Origin of the sequence: Geobacillus sp. B4113_201601 (genome assembly GCF_001587475.1) — a bacterium.
GTDB lineage: Bacteria > Bacillota > Bacilli > Bacillales > Anoxybacillaceae > Geobacillus > Geobacillus icigianus.
Genome location: NZ_LQYX01000086.1, coordinates 54173 through 73793, shown reverse-complemented (window position 1 = coordinate 73793; position 19621 = coordinate 54173). Strand labels below are relative to the sequence as shown.

The following is a 19621-nucleotide window of genomic DNA, read 5'->3' as shown; positions in this document are numbered from 1 at the left end:
TTGTCGAAAAATATTTTTTGGACACCCCTGAGGGGCCGAAAAGCCTTGATAAATCAACATTTCTAGAGGGAGGGTTGTCATTTGCGGGCAACATGTATTCGTTTCTATGAATTTGGCAGTCCTGAAAACGTATTAAAGTTGGAACATAAACATATTTGTCCACCGGAGAATGGAGAAGTGCTTGTACGCATGCAAGCGAGACCCATCAATCCGTCGGACTTGCTACCAATCAAAGGAGTTTACTCTCACCGCATTTCCTTGCCTGCGATTCCTGGATATGAAGGGGTAGGGATTGTCGAAGACGTGGGTCCTTCCGTTTCCCAAGACTTGATTGGTAAGCGTGTCCTTCCGCTCCGCGGGGAAGGTACGTGGCAGGAGTATGTCAAAGCGCCAGCAGAGTTCGCCGTCGTAATCCCTAATTCTATCAATAATGGTACTGCCGCACAACTCTATATCAATCCGGTTACTGCGTGGGTCGTTTGCACCGAAGTATTAAGACTGCAACCGGGGGATATTTTATTAGTCAATGCTTGCGGCTCCTCGATTGGACGGATTTTTGCCCAGCTCTCAAAAGTTCTCGGATTTCGCTTGATCGCGGTGACAAGAAACGAGCATCATACAAAAGAACTCCTTGACCTCGGTGCTTCTGATGTGGTTGATACATCGAATACATCGTTATATAGAATGGTAATGGAACTTACAAATGGATTGGGGGCAAGTGCTGCCATTGATTCCATCGGCGGAGCGGACGGCGCTGAACTAGCCTTTTGCGTTCGTCCTGAAGGAGTGTTATTAACGATCGGTCTTTTATCAGGCACCCCTGTGAATTGGCTAGAAGTGTCGCAAAAGACGAAAGTCCATGTAAAACTGTTTCATCTTCGCCATTGGAATCAACAAGCATCCGTACAAACTTGGCAAAACGTTTTCTGTCGTTTAATCGCCCTTATACATGAAAAGAAGTTGCAGTTGATGACACCTGCTTCCTATTATTCGTTGCATGAGATAACGAAAGCTATCCGTGCAGTCGAATCGGCACCATTCAATAAAGGGAAAATCTTTTTGACGAGTACCTAAAAATGGTTTTTGGTGTTTTCTTTGCCTAACGCTTGGTCGGAGATGTCGCGGGTTCGAATGGATCTTCGTTAGAATAGAGAAACGCAGACAGCTTTTGAGCTTGCTGCTGGGCTAATATATCTGAGTTTTGTTTGAAGCTCTTTTTTAGGGGGCCATCTTGTGACTCTTTGGCGCTATTGGATCGGTGACGGATCGTTGTCGATTGCTCTAGCGATGTCGGCTACTTCGGGAGCGGTCAGCCCGGTTCGTTTCGCCACTTCGTGAATGGTCAAGAATTGGTTTTAATCCTCACGGCTGAATGAACACTTCCGTTCCGTTCGGGACGATCGAGGCGAGCTCGAGCACGTCTTTGTTGTGCATGCGGATGCAGCCTTTGGATACGTATTTGCCGATTGAGGACGGGTCGTTCGTGCCGTGGATGCCGTAATGGATTTTCGATAAGCTGAGCCACATCGCGCCGAACGGTCCGCCTGGGTTGGGCTGGCGGTTGACGATGACAAAGTCGCCGACGGGGGTGGCGGTGACCATTTTGCCGACGCCGACGGGATAGGTGCGGATCGTTCGTCCTCGATACTTTAAGGTGAGTTGCCGGCGGCTGATCGATACATGGATCGTATACGGAATCGAGCCTTTGGCCGGAAGGTGGGGGATGAGGATCGCTTGGCCGGGAACGATGACGGACGAGGCGGTAAGGCCGTTGGCGCGAAGCAGCGCCGCGACGGACGTGCGGTAGTCTCTGGCGATGGATGCGATCGTTTCCCCGCGTTTGACGATATGTTGATACATTTCCATTTCACTCCTTTCTCGCTCGCTGGAGAAGTGCCATGATAGCAGTGAATGAAGAACTACGGTGGTTTATGAATTGTAAGAAAATACGATGCTCCATTTCCCATTCTTCTTCGCGACAAACACGTCTTGATGGAGTTCAAACACGCCAAAAACGCTATGAAACGTCTGGATGACGCGGATGCGGTAGACGTCTTGGAACGGTTTTTGTTTGTCTGACATCGACCAAGAAGACAAGTGCTCCACTTCGTCAAGGTGGTATTCGAACGTCTCGGCGCTGAAGTCTTGCATAAAGATGTGGGCGCGGCGCTGGATGTAGACGTCTTTTGGGAATTTCGTTTTCATGAGCGGGTGAAACAGCTCCCAAGAGCTGCCGAAGTCTCCTGCTTGTTCGTAGCGGTAAAACGTATCAACGATTTCTTTTGCCTCGTTCCGTTCGCTCAAAAGAAACAGAGACAAGATCGCCACCAACACGGCGACGGCAGCGAGAACCGCCACCCCCGTCTTGGCTCGGATCGTTTTTTGGCGGTAGCGTGGGAACATCGAGTCTTCTCTCCTCTCTGTTATACGATATGCGTGATCGGCGGCGGATATGGCAGGAAAGGGGGCGGGATTGACATACGGCCGTATGTTTTCGTTAAAACATTCATCAGATTGTAGTACAATGGATGGTAGGAGTCGTAATGATGCACGGGCGTGAGAAACGGCGGTTGGTCTGATTGGAAAGCAGGCGGAAAGGCGGAGCGGTTAGAGCTCCGTTTTTCCTTTGGCGTTCCCGGGAACATCGAATAGGCAGGAGAGGTAGAGAGTGATGAGGAAATCATTCATTTATGCGCTGCTAGTTGGGATCATGGTTGCTTGGGGATTGAACGTGACGGCGTTGAAAATTCTTGTGGAGCATTTTTCCCCGGTGACTTTGACGGCGTTTAGGATTTTCACGGCGGGGGTGGTTGTGCTTTTGTTTTTATGGGGGATCGGGCGGCTTGAAAAAATCGGCTGGAACGAAGCAAAACAGATCGGTTTAGCCGCCATGTTTAGTGTCGTCGCTCACCACTTTTTTCTTGCGTTGGGTCTGACGAGCACGACGGCGGTGAATGCGGGCCTTGTTTTAGGGCTCGTGCCGCTGGTGACGGCGCTGTTGGCGATCGTGTGTTTAGGCCAGCGGCCGACGCCGTTTCGGTTGCTCGGCATCGCGCTTGGGTTTTTTGGGGTTGTGTTTGTCGTCGCGAACGGCAACGGCGGCCTCGGCCATTTGTCAATCGGGGATGTGTACGTCTTTTTGGCTGTCTTGGCACAAGGAATCAGCTTCATTCTGATCAAAAAGGCGACGGTTGAGGCGCGGGTGATGACAGGGTGGATGCTTGTCTTTGGGTCGCTTTGGCTGTTTGTCCTAAGTTTCGCGCTTGAACCGCATGGCTTGTCGAGTTTGAAAACAGGCACGCTGCCGCTTTGGCTCATTTTCCTCGCTTCGGCGGTCGTGGCGACGGCGCTGGGGCATATGTTTTATAACCAGGCTGTGCAACACCTTGGCCCCGCTGAGTCGGCGGTGTTTATCAACTTGAATCCGCTCTTTTCGCTGCTTGGGGCGCATTGGCTGCTTGGCGAGCCGATTTCATGGATGCAGCTGGCCGGTTTTCTCTTCATCGTCGCGGGCGTGATGCTCGGCAGCGGGGGGATGGATGACGTGATCGCCCGTTTCCGCCGAGCGAAAGTTGCGGCTGGGGGAAGGAAGGCGGGGCTGGGGTAGCGCGCTCCCCGCGTTGACGCCATGCGCGCAAGGAGGAAACGTTCGTGCGGAAAGAAGCAGATAGGGGCTTGGTGTTTGGCTGTCTCTTCTCGAAAAAAGACGGCCATTTTTTTACCATGGGCAGGATTTTGCCGGATGATGCCGAAAAGGAGAATACGAAACGTATTCTTGTGAGGTGAATGTATGGCGATCGATCACGACCGGCTGTTCAAAGAGCTGTTGCAGACGTTTTTTGAGGAATTTGTGCTTCTCTTCTTCCCGGATATGCACGAGCATATTGATTTCAACCATTTGTCGTTTTTGTCGGAAGAGCTGTTTACGGATGTAACGGCTGGGGAGAAGTATCGGGTAGACTTGCTGGCGAAAACGAAGTTCAAAGGGGAAGACGGATGGATCATTGTTCATGTGGAAAACCAAGCGTACATCCAATCGTCGTTTCCCGAGCGAATGTTTCTTTATTTCAGCCGCTTGTTTGAAAAATACCGCGCTCCGATCATTCCGATTGCCGTCTTCAGCTATGATGCTATCCGCGATGAACCCTCTTCGTTCACGCTCTCCTTTCCGTTTGGTGATGTGCTTGACTTTCGCTTTTTCCATGTGGAGTTGCCTAAGCAAAACTGGCGCCAATTCATCCGCACCGACAACCCGGTGGCGGCTGCGCTGCTTAGCAAAATGGGGTATACTGAAAGTGAACGAGTGGAACTGAAAAAGCAATTTTTGCGCATGTTGGTGCGTCTCGAGCTAGATGAGGCCAAACAGCGTCTGTTGATGGGCTTTTTCGAAACGTATGTGAAGCTGTCTGATGAAGAAGAACAACGGCTCCGAAGCGAGGTGGAACAAATGGAGACGAAAGAAAAAGAACGCGTGCTCGAATTGATCATCTCATATGAGCAAAAGGGAAAAATTCAAGGTCGAGAGGAAGGACGGGAGGAAGGGCGCAAAGAGGGAGCGGAGCAAGAAAAACGGCACATTGCGAAACGGATGCTGCGGAAAGGGTTTGATGCGCAAACGATTCACGAACTGACCGGATTGTCTGTGGCGGAGATTGAGGAAATGAAACAAGGCGGCTTCAAGTGAATGGAAAGGAATCGCCGCACGCTGCTTGGCAAACAGGCGGGGCGAAAGACCAGCCCCGCCCTAGTGCTTCTGTTTCGCTGCCGTTGATTCCCGTTTGATCAGTTTTGTAGACAATAGCACTTCCTGAAATGGTTCGTTCGGATGGTCCCACCGCCATAGCAACAATTCCACCGCTCGTTTGCCGTAGCGCTTCAGGTCGATGTCGACGGTCGTGATTTTCGGCGTCGCGATTTGCGACAGCTGTCCGTTGTCAAAGCTGCAGACGGAAACGTCATCGGGCACTTTTAGCCCGTGTTGCTGCAGGCTGGTGCTGACGAAAAAGCCAAGCCCGTCATTGACGCAAAACCAGGCGGTCGGCTGCCGCTTCAGTTCGCGGATGTAGCCTGCGATGACCGTTTCGTCCTCTTGCGCCTGACAGAACATCCACTCCGCGTTCGGTTTCACTCCATAGTCTTTCAGCGCCAATAAGTACCCTTCATACCGCTCTTGATAGCTTGGCGAATAGTTGACGTCGCCGACAAACGCAATGTCGGTATGGTTGAGCTCCAACAAATGTTGGACGGCCATATACGCCCCGAACCGATTGTTGGTCAGCACCGCGTCAGCGGAAATGTTCGGGTGGTGATGGTCGACCAAGACGGTCGGGATGCCAGTGGCGACGATTTGTTGAATGTACTCGGTGCTGATGTGAGAAAGGACGATGATGCCGTCCACGACCTTTTCTTCAATGAACGAAGGCAGCAGGAGTTGCTGTTTTTGTTGTTCATTGACCGATTGGATGTGCAGCCTCATGCCGTGTGATAGTGCTTCCTGTTCAATGCTTAAGTAGATTTCGCCAAAAAATTTCAGCGAAAACGTGCGATCCGAGGCGATGAGGGCGATTTGCTTCGACGGTTTGCCGCGCGACTTCGCGCGGGAGGCGGGATATTCATATCCCATTTCTTTGGCTACACGCTTCACAAGCTCCCTCGTTTCTTCGCTGACCCCTTCTTTGCCGCGCAGCGCTTGAGAGACCGAGTTTTTGGAAATGTTCAGCCGATCGGCGATGTCTTGCATGGTGATGCGTTTTTTCATTCGTTACCTCCACTGATTCGCTATTTTTGCCCTTCGGTGATTTGAGGCGTCGACAAGGACGGCCGTTATGGTTTTTCGCTTTCCTAATCATCAAAAGTATACATCGAAATCTGGAAGGTTGGCTCCCCTTTCGCAACATTTGCTTGCTTTCTCTAGTTCAAGTATATCCCTTGTGAAAACGAAAGACATTCAATCTCTCGAAGCAAATATATACGGAATGATATTGTAACGTTACAATTTTTATTTGTCAAGTTGGTGAATGTCTTCTAAAATCATGGTTTTTTCTTGTCCTTTCTGTGAAAATCCCACGCCGGTGAGTTGCGATTTTCATGACTGGGTGGCGGACAAAAAGTTGCCCTATGGATCTTTTTCTGTAAAAAAGAAGTTGACTATTTCGTGGAATCATGAAATAATGTCATTGTAATGTTATAAAATACCGTTACAAACATTCATTTTCAGTTGACAAGTTTGTCTGTCTCTATGATTTGTCATGGGGAGGGGAGGAGCGGGGTTGTCTGAAGCGACTGTTTATGTAAGCGTTTTTACATCTGCTCATCAATCCAAGGGGGGAATGGACGATGAAAAAGCGCAAGTGGTTCAAACTGGCTTCGTTGTTGCTTGCTGCCTCGTTGATCGGAACAGGCTGTCAAGGACAGACCGGGAATGAACAAGGACAGAAGAAGGAAGGATCGACCGTACAAATTGATTTTTGGGCGGCGCCGAATCCGACGCAGCAAGCATTCTGGAAGAAGATGGCGGATCGCTATATGAAAGAGCATCAAAACGTGAAAATCAAAGTATCGCCGATGCCGGAAAGCCCTTCTTCGGAGGCGGGCATTCAGTCGGCGATTGCCGCAGGAAATGCGCCAGTCATTTCCGAAAACATCTCCCGTGGGTTTGCCGCCCAATTGGCGGACAGCCGGGCGATTGTGCCGCTGGATCAATTTGAAGGGTTTGATGATTTAATCGACAAACGGCAAATGAAAAGCACAATTTCAACATGGAAGTTCGCCGATGGCCATCAATATGTGCTGCCGATTTACTCCAACGCCATGCTGTTCGGTTGGCGAATCGATATTCTAAAAGAGTTGGGGTATAACGCTCCGCCCAAAACATACAGCGAAGTCATGGAAGTCGGCAAAAAGCTCAAGGAAAAATATCCAAACAAGTTTCTATGGGCAAGAGCCGACTTGGTCAAACCAACGTGGTGGGCGAGATGGTTTGACTTCTTCATGATTTACAATGCGGCGTCAAGTGGGGCGCATTTCATCGATGGGAACAAGTTGAGTGCGGATCGTGATGCGGGTGTGAAGACGCTCCAGTTTTTCGCTGATTTAAGCAAGAACAAGCTCGTGTTGACGAAAGAGACGAAAGACCCGTTTGAAAGCGGTGTGTCGGTGATGTCCGATTTAGGTCCGTGGACGTTCCCGTATTGGGCCGAGAAGTTTCCAGAAATGAAGTTTAACGAGAAATACGTGTTGTCGATGCCGCCGGTGCCTGATGGCATGGACCCGTCGCAGGCGAAAACGTTCGCCGATACAAAAGGGCTGGTCATTTATGCTTCGGCGACAAAAGAACAGCAACAAGCCGCGTTCGATTTCGTTAAGTGGGTGTATGCCGATCCGCAAAACGATTTGGAATGGTTGAAAGAAACGAACTTGCCGCCGGCGCGGGACGACTTGTCGACGAACAAGGCGTTTGCCTCCTATTTCGAGGAGCATCCGCAGCTGAAATTGTATGCGGAAAACATTCCGAATGCCATCCCGCCGATGGATAACGCCAAAATGGTTGAGCTTCAAGAGCTGATCGGCAAAGAAGCGTTGAATCCGGTCGTCAAAGGCGAGAAAACCCCAGAAAAAGCGTGGGAGGACATGGAAAAAGCGATCAATGGGGTGTTAAAATAACATGAATAAACATGCGGCAAAAATGGGTTGGCTGCTCGCCAGCCCATACCTTATCTATTCCGCTATTTTCTTTTTGATCCCCCTGTTTTGGGCGTTATTTCTCGCTTTTACGAACTGGAACTTAATTTCTCCCGAGTATGAGACGGTGGGAATGCAAAACTTCCTTGACGCCTTCTTCAGCCCGAGCGTGCGGGCCGCGTTTTGGGTGACATACAAGTTTATGTTGATGTTTGTACCGATCGTTATCGCCGGCTCGCTGTTTTTGGCGCTGATCATTCACCATCTGCCTCGGTGGAAAGGGCTGTTTGCCGTCGGATATTTTCTGCCGTATTTGGCGTCGGGGGTGGCGTCATCGATTGTCGTCAAAGGCGTCATTTCCTACAACAGCCCATTGAATCAATTTTTGCGGAACGCGTTGGGCTGGGATGTTGACTGGCTCGGCTCGCCCATCTTAGCACCGCTCGTCATTGCGCTTATGATGGCTTGGAAGTTTGTCGGATATTATGCGTTGTTGTTTTTGGCCGGCTTGGAAAGCATCCCGAAAGAAGTGTATGAAGCGGCGGAAATCGATGGCGCGGTTGGCTGGAAGCGGGTTTGGCACGTGACGATTCCGATGTTGTATCCTTCGTTTTATACGGTGACGATTTTGGCGGTTGGTTTGATGTTTGGCATTTTCACCGAACCGTATGTGCTGACAGGCGGTGGGCCGGAGTATGCGACCCATACGTGGCAGCTGGAGATTTACAATCAGGCGTTTGAAAAATTGAATGCGGGTTACGGAACCGCGGTCGCGATCATCAATTCGATCGTCACCTTTGCGTCGATTTTCGTCTTTCGCAAGGTGTTGGAAAAATGGGGTGGCAAACATGGTTGGGAGTAAACGATGGAAGGTTGGGCTGCTTTATGTGTTGGCGTTTGCCGTTCTGTTCGTGATGGTGTTTCCGTATTTGTACATGGTGCTCGGCTCGCTTTCCCCATGGAATGAGGTCGACCGAAAGCTCATCCCGTCGTCGTTGACGCTTCGCTCGTATGAATGGCTGTTTCAAGGGGGAGAAGATGTCGTGCCGCGGCCGTGGCTTCGGGCGTTTTTCAACAGTGTGCTCGTCACATCGGCGTCAACGCTGTTGATGTTGGTGACGGCGGTGATGGTGGGCTACGCGTTGTCGAAAGTGCCGTTTAAAGGGAGGCAGTGGGTCAATAACGCCATTTTGTTTCAAATGTTTTATCCGTCGATCATTTTGCTCATTCCGTTGTTTCTGATCGTCCGGTATTTCGGTTGGTACAACACGTATTGGGCGATGATTTTGCCAAAGGCTGTCAACTTGTGGGCCATCTTTATGTATACGAACTTTTTCCGCAGCATTCCCGATGAATTGATCGAAGCGGCCAAGATGGATGGAGCGGGCCATTTCACCATTATTCGCCGCATTGTCTGGCCAATGTCGCGCTCGATCACGACGATCATTTTCTTGTTCCTTTTTATGGAACGATGGGTGGAACTGCTTTGGGATATGCTTGTTGTGAATAACGAAAAGATGCTGACGTTAAACGTATTGTTGGCGCAAATGTTTGGACCGTACGGCGGCTATCCGGGGCCGATGTACGCTGCCTCGGTGCTTCTCACGCTGCCGATTTTGATTTTGTTCCTTTTGTTTAGCAAGAATTTTAAAGAGGGCATGCAGTTCATATTAAAATAATAGAACGATCATGATGGAAGAGGGAGCAGGGAGAGACGTGATGCAGACAAGGACGCCGACAAGGAAAGCATGCAAGACATTGCTTGAGGAATTCCAGCGCGCACCGCAGCCGCTGCGGGTGGAGAAACTCGTGTTTGCCGGCGTTGGCGGGCGGGATGTGTACAACATTTCTGCGCCGTTTGCAGACGGTGGCGAACGGGTCATTGCTGGACGGGTGGAAGCAAGAGACAGTGAGCAATCCGAAGTATACTTTTTCGTCGAGCGTGAAGGGACATGGGTGCCGCGGGAAGGGGCGCCGGTGTTTGCGCTGCAGGATCCGTTTGTTTCGCGGGTGCACGGGCATTTGGTGTTTGGCGGTGTGGAGGCGTTTCCTCATCCTGTGTTGCGCGGGATGTTGTATTGGCGGACGGTGTTTTACCGAGGAACGACGCTCCATGATTTGACGCCGTTCTTTACGGGGCCTGATGGGATGAAAGACATCCGTCTTGTCGAGCTGCAGGATGGATCGGTCGGGGTTTTCACCCGTCCGCAAGGGAAAAAAGGCGGACGCGGAAAAATCGGATTCACCCGTGTCGGCTCGCTTGAGGAACTGACGGTCGAAGCGATTCAAGACGCCCCGTTGATTGATGGCCAGTTTGCGGACGGGGAATGGGGAGGCGCCAATGAAATTCATTTGCTTGCCAATGGGTTGGTCGGCGTTCTCGGGCATATTGCCTGCTTTGATGAGGAGAGGAACCGTCATTATTATCCCATGGTGTTTGCGTTCAATCCGGATACCGGGGAAGCGTCGGACATGGAGTTGATTGCCACCAGAGCCCATTTCCTCGACGGCCCGGCGAAGCGGCCGGATTTGGCGGATGTGGTGTTTAGCGGTGGACTGATTCGCAAAGAGGATGGCACGGCCGATTTTTATGCTGGAACAAGTGACGCAGAAGCGCAAAAACTAACGATTGTTGATCCATTTTCGAAATACGAAAGGCAGGGGTGACGATGCACCTTTACCGCTACGAAGAAAACCCGCTGATTACACCGAACGATGTGCCGCCGTACCATGACGGATTTGAAGTGATCGGGGCGTTTAACGCTGGGGTGGCGAAATTTCAAGGGGAAGTGTTGCTGCTGCTGCGGGTGGCTGAGCGGCCGGTTGCGGATGACCCGAACGTGGTGAAGGCGCCGGTGTGGAATCCACGGACGGGGAAGGTCGATGTTTACGAGTTCCGCAAGGATGACCCGCGCTATGATTTTTCCGACCCGAGGGTCATTAAAGAGGCAGGGTCGGAGCGGTTTTTGTATTTGACGTCGCTTTCCTATTTGCGCCTCGCCCGCAGTCAAGATGGGCGACGGTTTGCGATTGAGGATCGGCCGTTCGTCTATCCGTCCAATGAGCTTGAGACGTTTGGCATTGAGGATCCACGCATCACATGTATGGATGGAACGTACTACATTTATTTCAGTACCGTCTCACCCAAAGGAGTCGGCGAAGCGATGGTGTCAACGACGGATTTTCGGACGGTTGTGCATCACGGCATGATCTTCGCGCCGGAAAACAAAGATGTGCTCATTTTTCCGGAGAAGATCAACGGCAAGTATTACGCCCTTCATCGGCCGGTGCCAAGAAGCAACGGCCGCCCTGAGGTGTGGATCGCGGAGTCCGACAATTTGCGCTACTGGGGGAACCACCGCTTTTTGTTCGGTTTGCGGGAAGGAAAATGGGACAGCGCCCGCATCGGCGGCGGGGCGGTGCCGATCAAGACGGAGCACGGCTGGCTTGAGCTGTACCACGGGGCGTCGGAAGACCACCGCTACTGCATGGGCGCGGTGCTCCTCGATTTGAACGATCCATCGAACGTTCTCGCCCGCTCGGAGCGGCCGCTCGTCGAGCCGGAGGCCGATTACGAAGTGAACGGCTTTTTCGGGCGCGTCGTGTTCTCGTGCGGAGCGCTCGTTGAGGGCGATGTCGTGAAAATGTATTACGGCGCCGCCGATACGTCGATGGCGTGCGTCGAGCTGAAGCTCGGTGAGATTTTGGATTCGCTTGTGAAAGTATAATCGTAAAGTTGCCCGCCGGTGGCGATGCCAGAATGGAAACGCCCGAACGGCCGGGCGTTTCTTTTTGGGTTGGCGCAACAGTTTCGTTTCTTTTCCATTCCACAGGATTTGGTATAATAAAAACAACGCAATTGTTCACCATACAATGGTACATCGATGTGAACATCGAAGGATATAGTTCTAGAAGGTCGGTGAAAAGGCGCTGATTCCCTTCATCAATGGGAGAATGAGTGAAAAACAGGATTGATGCAACAAAGTTTTTCTCATGGAGAAATGATATTGTACAGCCGTATACACGATGAAATCATCAGCCTCTTAGAGAGGTGGTGAAAAACGGCTGTTTCCCCTGATCGATGGGGAAGGTGTGAAAAGGAGTATCGATGCTACAGGGTTTTTCTATTTGAGAAACGGGGCTGGTAAGCTGCACTCTCTTACCATCACCGCGCTTCAAGATGGCTGGTGAAAAACGGTTGTTTCTTTTGAGCAATGGGGGAGCGTTTGAAAGACGATCCTGATGCGACAAGTCTTTTCTATATTTGAGAAACGGGTTTGATCAGCGGCTTGCTCCCTTCAATCACCGGCCTCCTAGATAGGGTGCCAATGATTGATCATCGTGGAATAGAGGAGGAACAGCAGAAATGAAAAAGGTGCGAAAAGCCATCATTCCGGCAGCAGGACTTGGAACGCGGTTTTTGCCCGCGACAAAGGCGATGCCAAAGGAGATGCTTCCGATCGTCGATAAACCGACGATTCAATATATTGTGGAAGAGGCGATGGCATCCGGCATTGAGGACATTATCATCGTCACCGGGAAAGGGAAGCGGGCGATTGAGGACCATTTTGACTACGCGTTTGAGTTGGAACAGATTCTCAAGCAAAAAGGGAAGCTGGATCTGCTGGAGAAAGTGAAAGAGCCGTCGAAGGTCGACATCCACTACATTCGCCAAAAGGAGCCGAAAGGGCTGGGGCATGCGGTTTGGTGCGCGCGCAATTTCATCGGGGACGAGCCGTTTGCGGTGCTGTTAGGTGACGATATCGTCCAAGCGGAAACGCCTTGTTTAAAACAGCTCATTGAGCAGTATGAACAGACGTTCAGTTCGGTGATCGGCGTCAAGCGCGTGCCGGAGGAAGAAACGCATCGCTACGGGATCATCGACCCGCTTGAGCAGCAAGGACGCCGCTACCAAGTTCGTCGCTTCGTGGAAAAACCAGCGCCGGGCACGGCGCCGTCGAATTTGGCGATCGTCGGACGATACGTGTTGACACCGGAAATTTTCTTGTTTTTAGAGAAACAGGAAGTTGGCGCAGGTGGGGAGATTCAGCTCACGGATGCGATCGGGCAGCTCAACGAAATTCAACGTGTCTTTGCCTACGAGTTTGAAGGAAAACGGTACGATGTCGGAGAGAAGCTCGGCTTTATTGAAACGACGATTGAGTTTGCCTTGCAAAATGAAGAGTTGCGCGCCGATTTGCTTGCGTTTTTGGAGCGGATTGTAGCGGAGGAGAAGCGGTGAGGACGAGCGGCGAACTGGGGGTGCATGCCAAACGCGGCTCGCCAAAAATAGGCGAGCGATCTGCATGAATGGCGAACCGTTTGATGGCGGGATGTTGGTGATCATCTAGGCTGGATTGCAACATCCGCTTGTACGGTGAACCGTGTGCTCTGACGCATGGCGGCCTTACAAGTCGGAGCAGCACGGAAAAACCGATTGCCCGGCGTGTGTTCGCTTCGTGAAATTTTTGTCGAAATGTTCGTGTTGTTCCGCGAAAATGGGACGTTTACAATGAAATCAGAACAAATGTTCTTTATTGGATTCGTTGCCATATAAAAGGAGAGGGCAGGTGGACTCGGTAGGATTCGAGCGTTTGAGATTGAACATTTCAAAAACATTTGGCGCATTCAATTGGACGAGCTAAAGAGTATCAATTTGTTTAGTGGGAAAAACAATGTTCGGAAAACGACGATTTCAAGTTCCGGGTGTATTTTTTCTCAAGATCATTAACACGCGGGGCGATCATATAGACCGAAAATGGCCGCAAGAGGAGGGTAGGTATGGCTCGCATTCGCATTGAGCATTTTGGGCCAGTGGGGCTGTTTGATGAGGAGATTACCGATGTAACGATTTTGATTGGTCCTCAAGCGAGCGGAAAAAGTACGATTAGCAAACTGATTTTTTTCTTCCGCTCTATTCCGGATGAATGGGTAAATTATTTGCTTTCGTCCCGACAAACGGATGAGCACAGCCCGTTTTTTGAGTTCAATAAATATCTTAGGAGAAAATTTGTCGGTTACTTTGGAACGACAAAACATATGAAACCGTTTCACATTCGTTATGAATATAGTGACGGAAAATTTGTGCGTCTTGACTTGAAAGATGGTTATGTGCAAATCCACTTTAGCGATTCCTTGAAAAAGGGGATTTTAGAGACGTTCAAGCACGTTATTCAGCTAAAAAAAGAGACGCAATATCAAGAGCGGCTGTTGACTGATTTTTGGAATGTCTCATCTTGGAAAGCGCGGCAACAAAGTGTTGTGGAAACAATTAAAACGTCTATTGATGAAGTATTTGGCGATTCGAAAACATCGATCTTCATTCCGGCAGGTAGAAGTTTAGTCGCGACGTTGTCCGATCAGCTGCAAGATATTAACCCACGGCAACTCGATGTCTTGACAGAACAGTTTATCGAACGAATTAACTTGCTGAAGAAGATGTTTTCGCAATCGTTTGAGGAAATTGTCGAGGATCGGAAAAAATTTTCGACAGAGAAAATTGACTTTGAGGCGATTCGGTTTGCCATTGATATTATTGAGCGGGTGATGAAAGGAAAGTACATGTTCTCTGACCATGGAGAAAAAATCTTTTTTAATGAAAGAGAGTATACAAAGCTAAAATTTTCATCCTCAGGGCAACAAGAAGTAGTGTGGATTTTGTTGCTTATATTCACGGTTATTTTGGAACGGCGACGAGTGTTTATGGTTATTGAGGAGCCTGAGGCTCACTTGTACCCGAGCGCGCAAAAAGAAATGGTCGCCTTGTTTGCATTATTGCTAAATGCGACGGATAATACGCTAGTGATTACGACTCATAGCCCATATATTTTATCCGCTTTCAATATTTATTTGTACGCGGCCAAGATGGGAGAAAAGCTGGATCGACGCGCCGATCCGATTGTGGACCGAAAGCTGCGCCTTTCTCCGGAGCGGTTAAAGGCCTACATGCTGGAGAGCGAGGGAGGGAGATTCCGCTACCGAAGCATTATCGATGATGAATTACGGTTGATTCAGGCCGAAGCGATCGATGAAGCATCATCTGCGATCAACCGTGTACTTGATGAGCTCATGGAGGCGGAGGAAGCGGGGGAGTAAACATGTGGGTTGTAGAATGGGAAAGTTGTTTGCAATATTGCGACCATCGAAAATTAGCTGTTGTTGAGGAAAACGGAAGAGGGGTTCGTTTCGTCAACAAGAAGGAAAAGAGGGTGGCCCTGTACCGTGTAGACGGTTGTCTGCTTAAAGAGGGGGTAAAATGCGATTTTTTATTTTTAGTGATAGAAGGAGATCGGGCATTTTTCATCGAACTAAAAGGGTCTGACCTTGAGAAAGCCGTACACCAGATCACCCGAACAATTGAACAGTTAGGGAAATGGTTGCCTGGATATATATTCGAAGGGAGAATCGTGACTACCCGTGTGAGGACGCCCGCTTTGAAATCGACTTATTTGATTAAGCTGGAAAAAATGTTGAGGAGAACGGGCGGGACATTAGTGGTAAAGGCCAAGTGGGACGAGGTAAACGTATAGGGCAGGAAAGAGGCAAACGATATGGATGATTACCGGCTAAAACGGATTTATACCCCGGCCGAACGCGATGATGGCATCCGCATTCTCGTTGACCGCCTTTGGCCGCGGGGCGTGGCGAAAAGCGAGGCGCACCTTGACCGATGGATGAAGGCGATCGCCCCAAGCTCGGAATTGCGGCAATGGTTCGGCCATCGGCCCGAGCGGTTTACCGAGTTTGCTAGGCGGTACGAGTGGGAGCTTACGACAGACGGGACGAAGCAGGCGTTGGTGAAGGAGCTGCTTTCGCTTTCGGGAACGGTGACGCTGCTTTATGCGGCGAAAGATGAGCGATATAACCATGCTGTTGTGCTGCGGGAATTTTTGCATCGGTGCGGCCATAACGGAGCATATGGGAAGCGGTGCGAACAGATGGAATGACGATAACGATCAACCTTGGCGGGAGGGATGAACGGTGATACGCGCCATGGTCGGCGATTTGACGAAGGTGGAAGGGATCGAGTACATTTGCAATGCCGCCAACGGCATCGGGCCGATGGGCGGCGGGGTGGCGGCGGCGATTCGCCGAGCGGGCGGACGCGTGATTGAGGAAGAGGCGATCCGCATCTGCCAGGCGCAAGATCCACAGCCGGGCGATCTGTATGTGACCGGAGCGGGAACGTTGCCGTTTCGCGGCGTGATTCATCTTGTGACGATGAAGCAGCCGGCAGGAGAGACGTCGTATGCGATCGTTCGCCAATGCCTCGAGCGGCTGGTCGCGCACTGCCGGGAGCACGGGATCAAGAAGGTGGCGCTTCCGGCGCTCGGGACAGGTGTCGGGGGTCTTGACAAAGAAAAAGTGGCGCGGTTGTTTGTCGAGGTGCTCGCGCCGGTAACGGATGTGGAGTTTGTGGTCGTGGACATCGATGAGTCGTTGATCCGTCACATTCAGCCAGATGAATAAGGAAGAAAAAGGGCCTTGACAACGCTTGGCCCTTCTTTTTTGGCAAACAATAACGGGTTTCACAATTCTCCATATCATATTATAATATAACACACAAACGAGTTTCATGGACTTCCTTGTCTAGCCTAGGAGGTGGCGCTGCCATTCCTGTCCGATGAATGGGAATTGGGGAAAAGGAAGTCAACGAGCGTTTCCTGCGCAAGCCTGTTCAGGGACAACAGCCAAAAACAAGGCGCACGGCGTTTTTGGCAACGCCTGGAGGGATGATGATGCTGTTCCAATCACCGACATTGAAGACATGTCAAGTGTTAGTCGATGAATTCCGCTTGGCCCCACAGCCGTTTGAGCCGCAAAAATTGCGCTTTGCGGGTGTTGGGGATCGAGACGTTTATAATATTTCCGCGCCGTTTGCAGATGACGGCGAGTTGGTCATCGCTGGCCGCGTTGAATCGCGGGACAGCGAACAGTCGGAAGTGTACTTTTTCGTGGAGCGCGATGGGGTTTGGATTCCGCGCGAAGGAGCGCCGGTGTTTGCCTTGCAAGATCCGTTTGTGGCGCGCATTCACGGCCAGCTTGTGTTTGGTGGGGTGGAAACGTTTCCGCATCCGGTGTTCGACGGCGAGTATTGTTGGCGGACGGTCTTTTACCGCGGCCCGAACATCCGGGGGCTGAAACCGTTCGCGCAGGGGCCGGACGGGATGAAAGATATTCGGCTTGTCGAGCTGAAAGACGGCTCGATCGGCGTTTTCACCCGGCCGCAAGGGGAAAAGGGCGGACGCGGAAAGATCGGCTTTACCCGCATTTTTTCGCTCGATGACTTGACGCCGGACGTCATTGAAGCCGCTCCGCTGCTTGACGCCCAATTCACCGATGAGGAATGGGGCGGTGTGAATGAAGCGCATTTGTTGGCCAACGGGCTTGTTGGGGCGCTCGGCCATATCGCCTGCTTTGACGAGCACGGCAACCGCCATTACTATCCGATGGTGTTCGTATTGAATCCGGAGACGATGGAGCGCTCCGAGCTGGAATTGTTGGCGCTTCGCTCTCACTTTTTGGATGGGCCGGCGAAGCGGCCGGATTTGACGAACGTCGTCTTCAGCGGCGGCTTGATCCGCAAAGGCGACGGCACCGCCGAGCTGTACGCCGGTGTCGGCGATGCCGAGGCACAAAAAATTTCCTTGATCGACCCGTTTGTCAAGTACGAGGCGCAAGAACTTGATCGGATGTATGCTTCTGTCTAAACGGAAGATGAAGAAAAAAAGGATCGGCATTAGTGGGCAGACCTTTCATGAGAGCTGTTTCCAGCCGATCCTTTTCTATATTGTCCGGCGGATTTCTTTTTCGATTTGTTGAATCTGTAATTCGTCCAATGATTCGGAATATAGTAGAATGGGAATGACCGAAACGGGTGTGATCTATTCAGCAACCATTACGACAGCTCAACGAGGTGAAATACATCCGATGAACGAACGCCAGAAAGAAATTTTACGGATCTTATTATCGGATTCGAACCAATATGTTTCTACCCAGCACCTAGCTGACGTGATTGGCTGCTCGGAGAAAACCATTCGGAATGACTTGAAGGTGATTGAGTCTGATCTGTTGCAGCATACGAATGCGTATTTAGAAAAAAAACCTGGGACTGGGGTCACCTTGCACATTCATGAGGGGGAGCGGGAAAAATTATACCAACGGTTATATAGTACAACTCGCTTGATCGATAGCCAAGAAGATCGTTTAATGGAAATGGCTTATGAGCTGTTGCTTGGAACGAGTCATGTCACTTTGCAATCGTTGGCCAATCGATACTACATGCCTAAGAGCGTGCTAAAAAAAGAGCTGCATCAACTGGAGCAATGGCTCGAAAAGTACGGGTTGCGGCTCGTTTTAAGGAAAAAATTGGGGCTGATCATCGATGGAAGTGAACGGAATAAACGGGCCGCTGCCGCCAATCTTTGCGAACTTGCCGGTTCCTTCACCAATCGCTCTTTTGTGAAAAAGCAATTTCCTGCCCATGAAGTATCGGTGATTGAAAACGTGCTCAGTGAGATCGAAGTGCCGCACCATATGACATGGATAGATGAAACGAGGGAAAGCCTGTTAGTTCATACGTTGATTGCCTTGAAACGAATCAAAATGAACAAGCCGATTGGCCCTGTATCGAACAAGGACGGGATTCAAAAAACAGATGAGTATGCATGGATGGTGGGGTTTGTAAAACGATTAGAGCCCTATTTTGCTCTTCGTTTTCCAGAAGAGGAAATTACCTTGTTAACGATCCACTTGTTAAGTGCTAAATTGCGATACTCGCCGTCCAAAGAAGTGGGGATATTGTTCGAGAACGAGCAGTCTATCCATTTTATTGTCCAGTCTTTGATTGATTGCATGTCCCGTTTAACAGGAATTGAGTTTGCGCTTGACAACGAACTGAAAGAGGGACTATTTCTCCATTCAGCGGCAGCTTTCCATCGTTTGATTCACGGGTTGCCGATTTCGAATCCGATGGTCAGTGAGATTAAAAAAGCGTACCCTTATATGTTTGATCGAGTGATTGCTGCGGTGACTGAGCTGAACTCCCAGCTTCCGTACAAGATTCCTGAAGAAGAGGCTGCTTATCTTGCTTTACACTTCCAGGTTTCTTATGAACGATTGAAAAAAGTTAATGCACAACATCAACATGTCCTAATCGTTTGCCAACTCGGGATTGGCATGTCGCAGCTGATTCAAACGAAATTGGAGAGCCATTTTCGCGATTTGCATATTGTTGGGAGTGTCAGGAAAGAGGAAGTGGATCGTTATGTGCAGCAGCAGCGTATTGACCTTATTATATCTACGGCACCTTTAACAACCAGTGGTGTGCCGGTTATCGTCATTTCTCCTCTCCTGCCGAAAAGCGACCTTAAGAAGGTTGAACGTTTTTTGAAATACCGCTACGATCAAGACCCTAAGACGGATCAACTAGCGCTTTTTTCTTTTTTACAGTCAGGGGTTATCGTTCTTCAGTTAGAAAAGGAACACCGATATGAGGTGATTGAGGAATTGGCAAGCGCCCTGAATCAATTCGGTTACGTAGAGGAGCAGTATATTCATAGCGCGATCATTCGAGAAAAAACAGCAGCTACTACCATCGGTTCGGGTATGGCCATTCCGCATGGCGACCCGCGGTTTATTCGGCAATCATCCATCGCTGTCGCCACGCTAAAACAACCGCTCGATTGGGGAGGAGAGAGCGTTCAGCTCGTCTTTTTGCTCGCTGTAAAAGAAAAACGTGGGTCGACGAAACAGTTGTTTCGGGAATTATCATGGTTGAGCGAGCATCCGGACATGGTGCAAAAACTAGTGAAAGAGACAACCCGTGAGCAATGGCTCAAGGTGCTTCATTTGTGTTTGAAAGCCATGGACTGAGTGAACAGAAGTCGTTATTTTGACAAAAAACAACGTTTTACCGCATATTTCGGTAAAAATTCGACCT

The 19621-nt window shown here is 50.2% G+C and carries 19 protein-coding genes; 16 read left to right on the top strand and 3 right to left on the bottom strand.

The window, feature by feature from the left end; all coding sequences use genetic code 11:
- The first annotated feature begins 81 nt into the window (after positions 1-81).
- Entirely contained in the window at positions 82-1074 is a 993-nt protein-coding gene (locus B4113_RS12720; protein ID WP_033842901.1) for a zinc-dependent alcohol dehydrogenase family protein, read from the top strand.
- A 288-nt stretch (positions 1075-1362) separates the two neighbouring features.
- Here the strand turns inward: B4113_RS12720 and B4113_RS12715 are convergent, their stop codons facing one another.
- Together B4113_RS12715 and B4113_RS12710 are read right to left on the bottom strand one after the other, a co-directional pair.
- A complete protein-coding gene (locus B4113_RS12715; RefSeq protein ID WP_033842902.1) occupies positions 1363-1860 on the bottom strand; it encodes a L,D-transpeptidase family protein in 498 nt (165 codons plus the stop codon).
- Positions 1861-1929: 69 nt separating this feature from the next.
- Positions 1930-2403: a hypothetical protein gene (locus tag B4113_RS12710; RefSeq protein WP_033842903.1), complete on the bottom strand. Its 474-nt coding sequence runs from the start codon at positions 2401-2403 to the stop codon at positions 1930-1932.
- 268 nt (positions 2404-2671) lie between these two features.
- Between B4113_RS12710 and B4113_RS12705 the strand changes: the two genes are divergently transcribed.
- Genes B4113_RS12705 through B4113_RS12700 form a run of 3 tightly spaced genes read left to right on the top strand, consistent with a single transcriptional unit; the run spans position 2672 to position 4684 of the window.
- The gene (locus B4113_RS12705; protein WP_033842904.1) at positions 2672-3607 is read left to right on the top strand and encodes a DMT family transporter; all 936 of its coding nucleotides are present in this window, start codon (positions 2672-2674) and stop codon (positions 3605-3607) included.
- Between the two features lie 44 nt (positions 3608-3651).
- Entirely contained in the window at positions 3652-3786 is a 135-nt protein-coding gene (locus tag B4113_RS20995) for a hypothetical protein (RefSeq protein WP_255358718.1), read from the top strand.
- Positions 3787-3790: 4 nt separating this feature from the next.
- Positions 3791-4684, top strand: a complete 894-nt coding sequence (locus B4113_RS12700; protein WP_033842905.1) for an Rpn family recombination-promoting nuclease/putative transposase — start codon at positions 3791-3793, stop codon at positions 4682-4684.
- A 60-nt stretch (positions 4685-4744) separates the two neighbouring features.
- On the opposite strand, the gene B4113_RS12695 is transcribed toward B4113_RS12700, so the two are convergent.
- Entirely contained in the window at positions 4745-5758 is a 1014-nt protein-coding gene (locus B4113_RS12695) for a substrate-binding domain-containing protein (protein WP_033842906.1), read from the bottom strand.
- Positions 5759-6336: 578 nt separating this feature from the next.
- On the opposite strand from B4113_RS12695, the gene B4113_RS12690 reads away from it, so the two are divergent.
- The 12 genes from B4113_RS12690 (at position 6337) to B4113_RS12635 (ending at position 19554) form a co-directional block, all read left to right on the top strand.
- A complete protein-coding gene (locus B4113_RS12690; protein ID WP_061912546.1) occupies positions 6337-7662 on the top strand; it encodes an extracellular solute-binding protein in 1326 nt (441 codons plus the stop codon).
- 1 nt (position 7663) lies between these two features.
- Positions 7664-8542, top strand: a complete 879-nt coding sequence (locus B4113_RS12685; protein WP_033018220.1) for a carbohydrate ABC transporter permease — start codon at positions 7664-7666, stop codon at positions 8540-8542.
- Positions 8529-9359, top strand: coding sequence for a carbohydrate ABC transporter permease (locus B4113_RS12680; RefSeq protein WP_033018219.1), 831 nt, complete (start codon positions 8529-8531; stop codon positions 9357-9359). Before B4113_RS12685 ends, B4113_RS12680 begins: the two co-directional genes overlap by 14 nt.
- Positions 9360-9399: 40 nt before the next feature.
- Complete coding sequence (locus B4113_RS12675) at positions 9400-10347, top strand: DUF1861 family protein (protein WP_033842909.1); 948 nt, start codon at positions 9400-9402, stop codon at positions 10345-10347.
- Positions 10348-10349: 2 nt separating this feature from the next.
- A complete protein-coding gene (locus tag B4113_RS12670) occupies positions 10350-11408 on the top strand; it encodes a glycoside hydrolase family 130 protein (protein WP_061912545.1) in 1059 nt (352 codons plus the stop codon).
- 638 nt (positions 11409-12046) lie between these two features.
- Complete coding sequence (galU, locus tag B4113_RS12665) at positions 12047-12922, top strand: UTP--glucose-1-phosphate uridylyltransferase GalU (protein WP_033842911.1); 876 nt, start codon at positions 12047-12049, stop codon at positions 12920-12922.
- A 539-nt stretch (positions 12923-13461) separates the two neighbouring features.
- Positions 13462-14775 carry an AAA family ATPase gene (locus B4113_RS12660; RefSeq protein WP_033018213.1) on the top strand — a complete coding sequence of 438 codons (1314 nt, stop codon included), beginning with the start codon at positions 13462-13464 and terminating at the stop codon, positions 14773-14775.
- A 2-nt stretch (positions 14776-14777) separates the two neighbouring features.
- On the top strand, positions 14778-15209 hold the full coding sequence (locus B4113_RS12655) for a hypothetical protein (RefSeq protein ID WP_033018206.1): 432 nt from the start codon (positions 14778-14780) through the stop codon (positions 15207-15209).
- Positions 15210-15230: 21 nt separating this feature from the next.
- Positions 15231-15626 (top strand): DUF488 domain-containing protein, encoded by a 396-nt coding sequence (locus tag B4113_RS12650; protein WP_033018204.1) that lies wholly within the window; start codon positions 15231-15233, stop codon positions 15624-15626.
- Positions 15627-15660: 34 nt separating this feature from the next.
- Positions 15661-16149: a macro domain-containing protein gene (locus B4113_RS12645; protein WP_033018203.1), complete on the top strand. Its 489-nt coding sequence runs from the start codon at positions 15661-15663 to the stop codon at positions 16147-16149.
- A 269-nt stretch (positions 16150-16418) separates the two neighbouring features.
- On the top strand, positions 16419-17390 hold the full coding sequence (locus tag B4113_RS12640) for a DUF1861 family protein (RefSeq protein WP_033018263.1): 972 nt from the start codon (positions 16419-16421) through the stop codon (positions 17388-17390).
- 220 nt (positions 17391-17610) lie between these two features.
- Positions 17611-19554, top strand: coding sequence for a BglG family transcription antiterminator (locus tag B4113_RS12635; protein ID WP_033842912.1), 1944 nt, complete (start codon positions 17611-17613; stop codon positions 19552-19554).
- Positions 19555-19621: the final 67 nt, after the last annotated feature.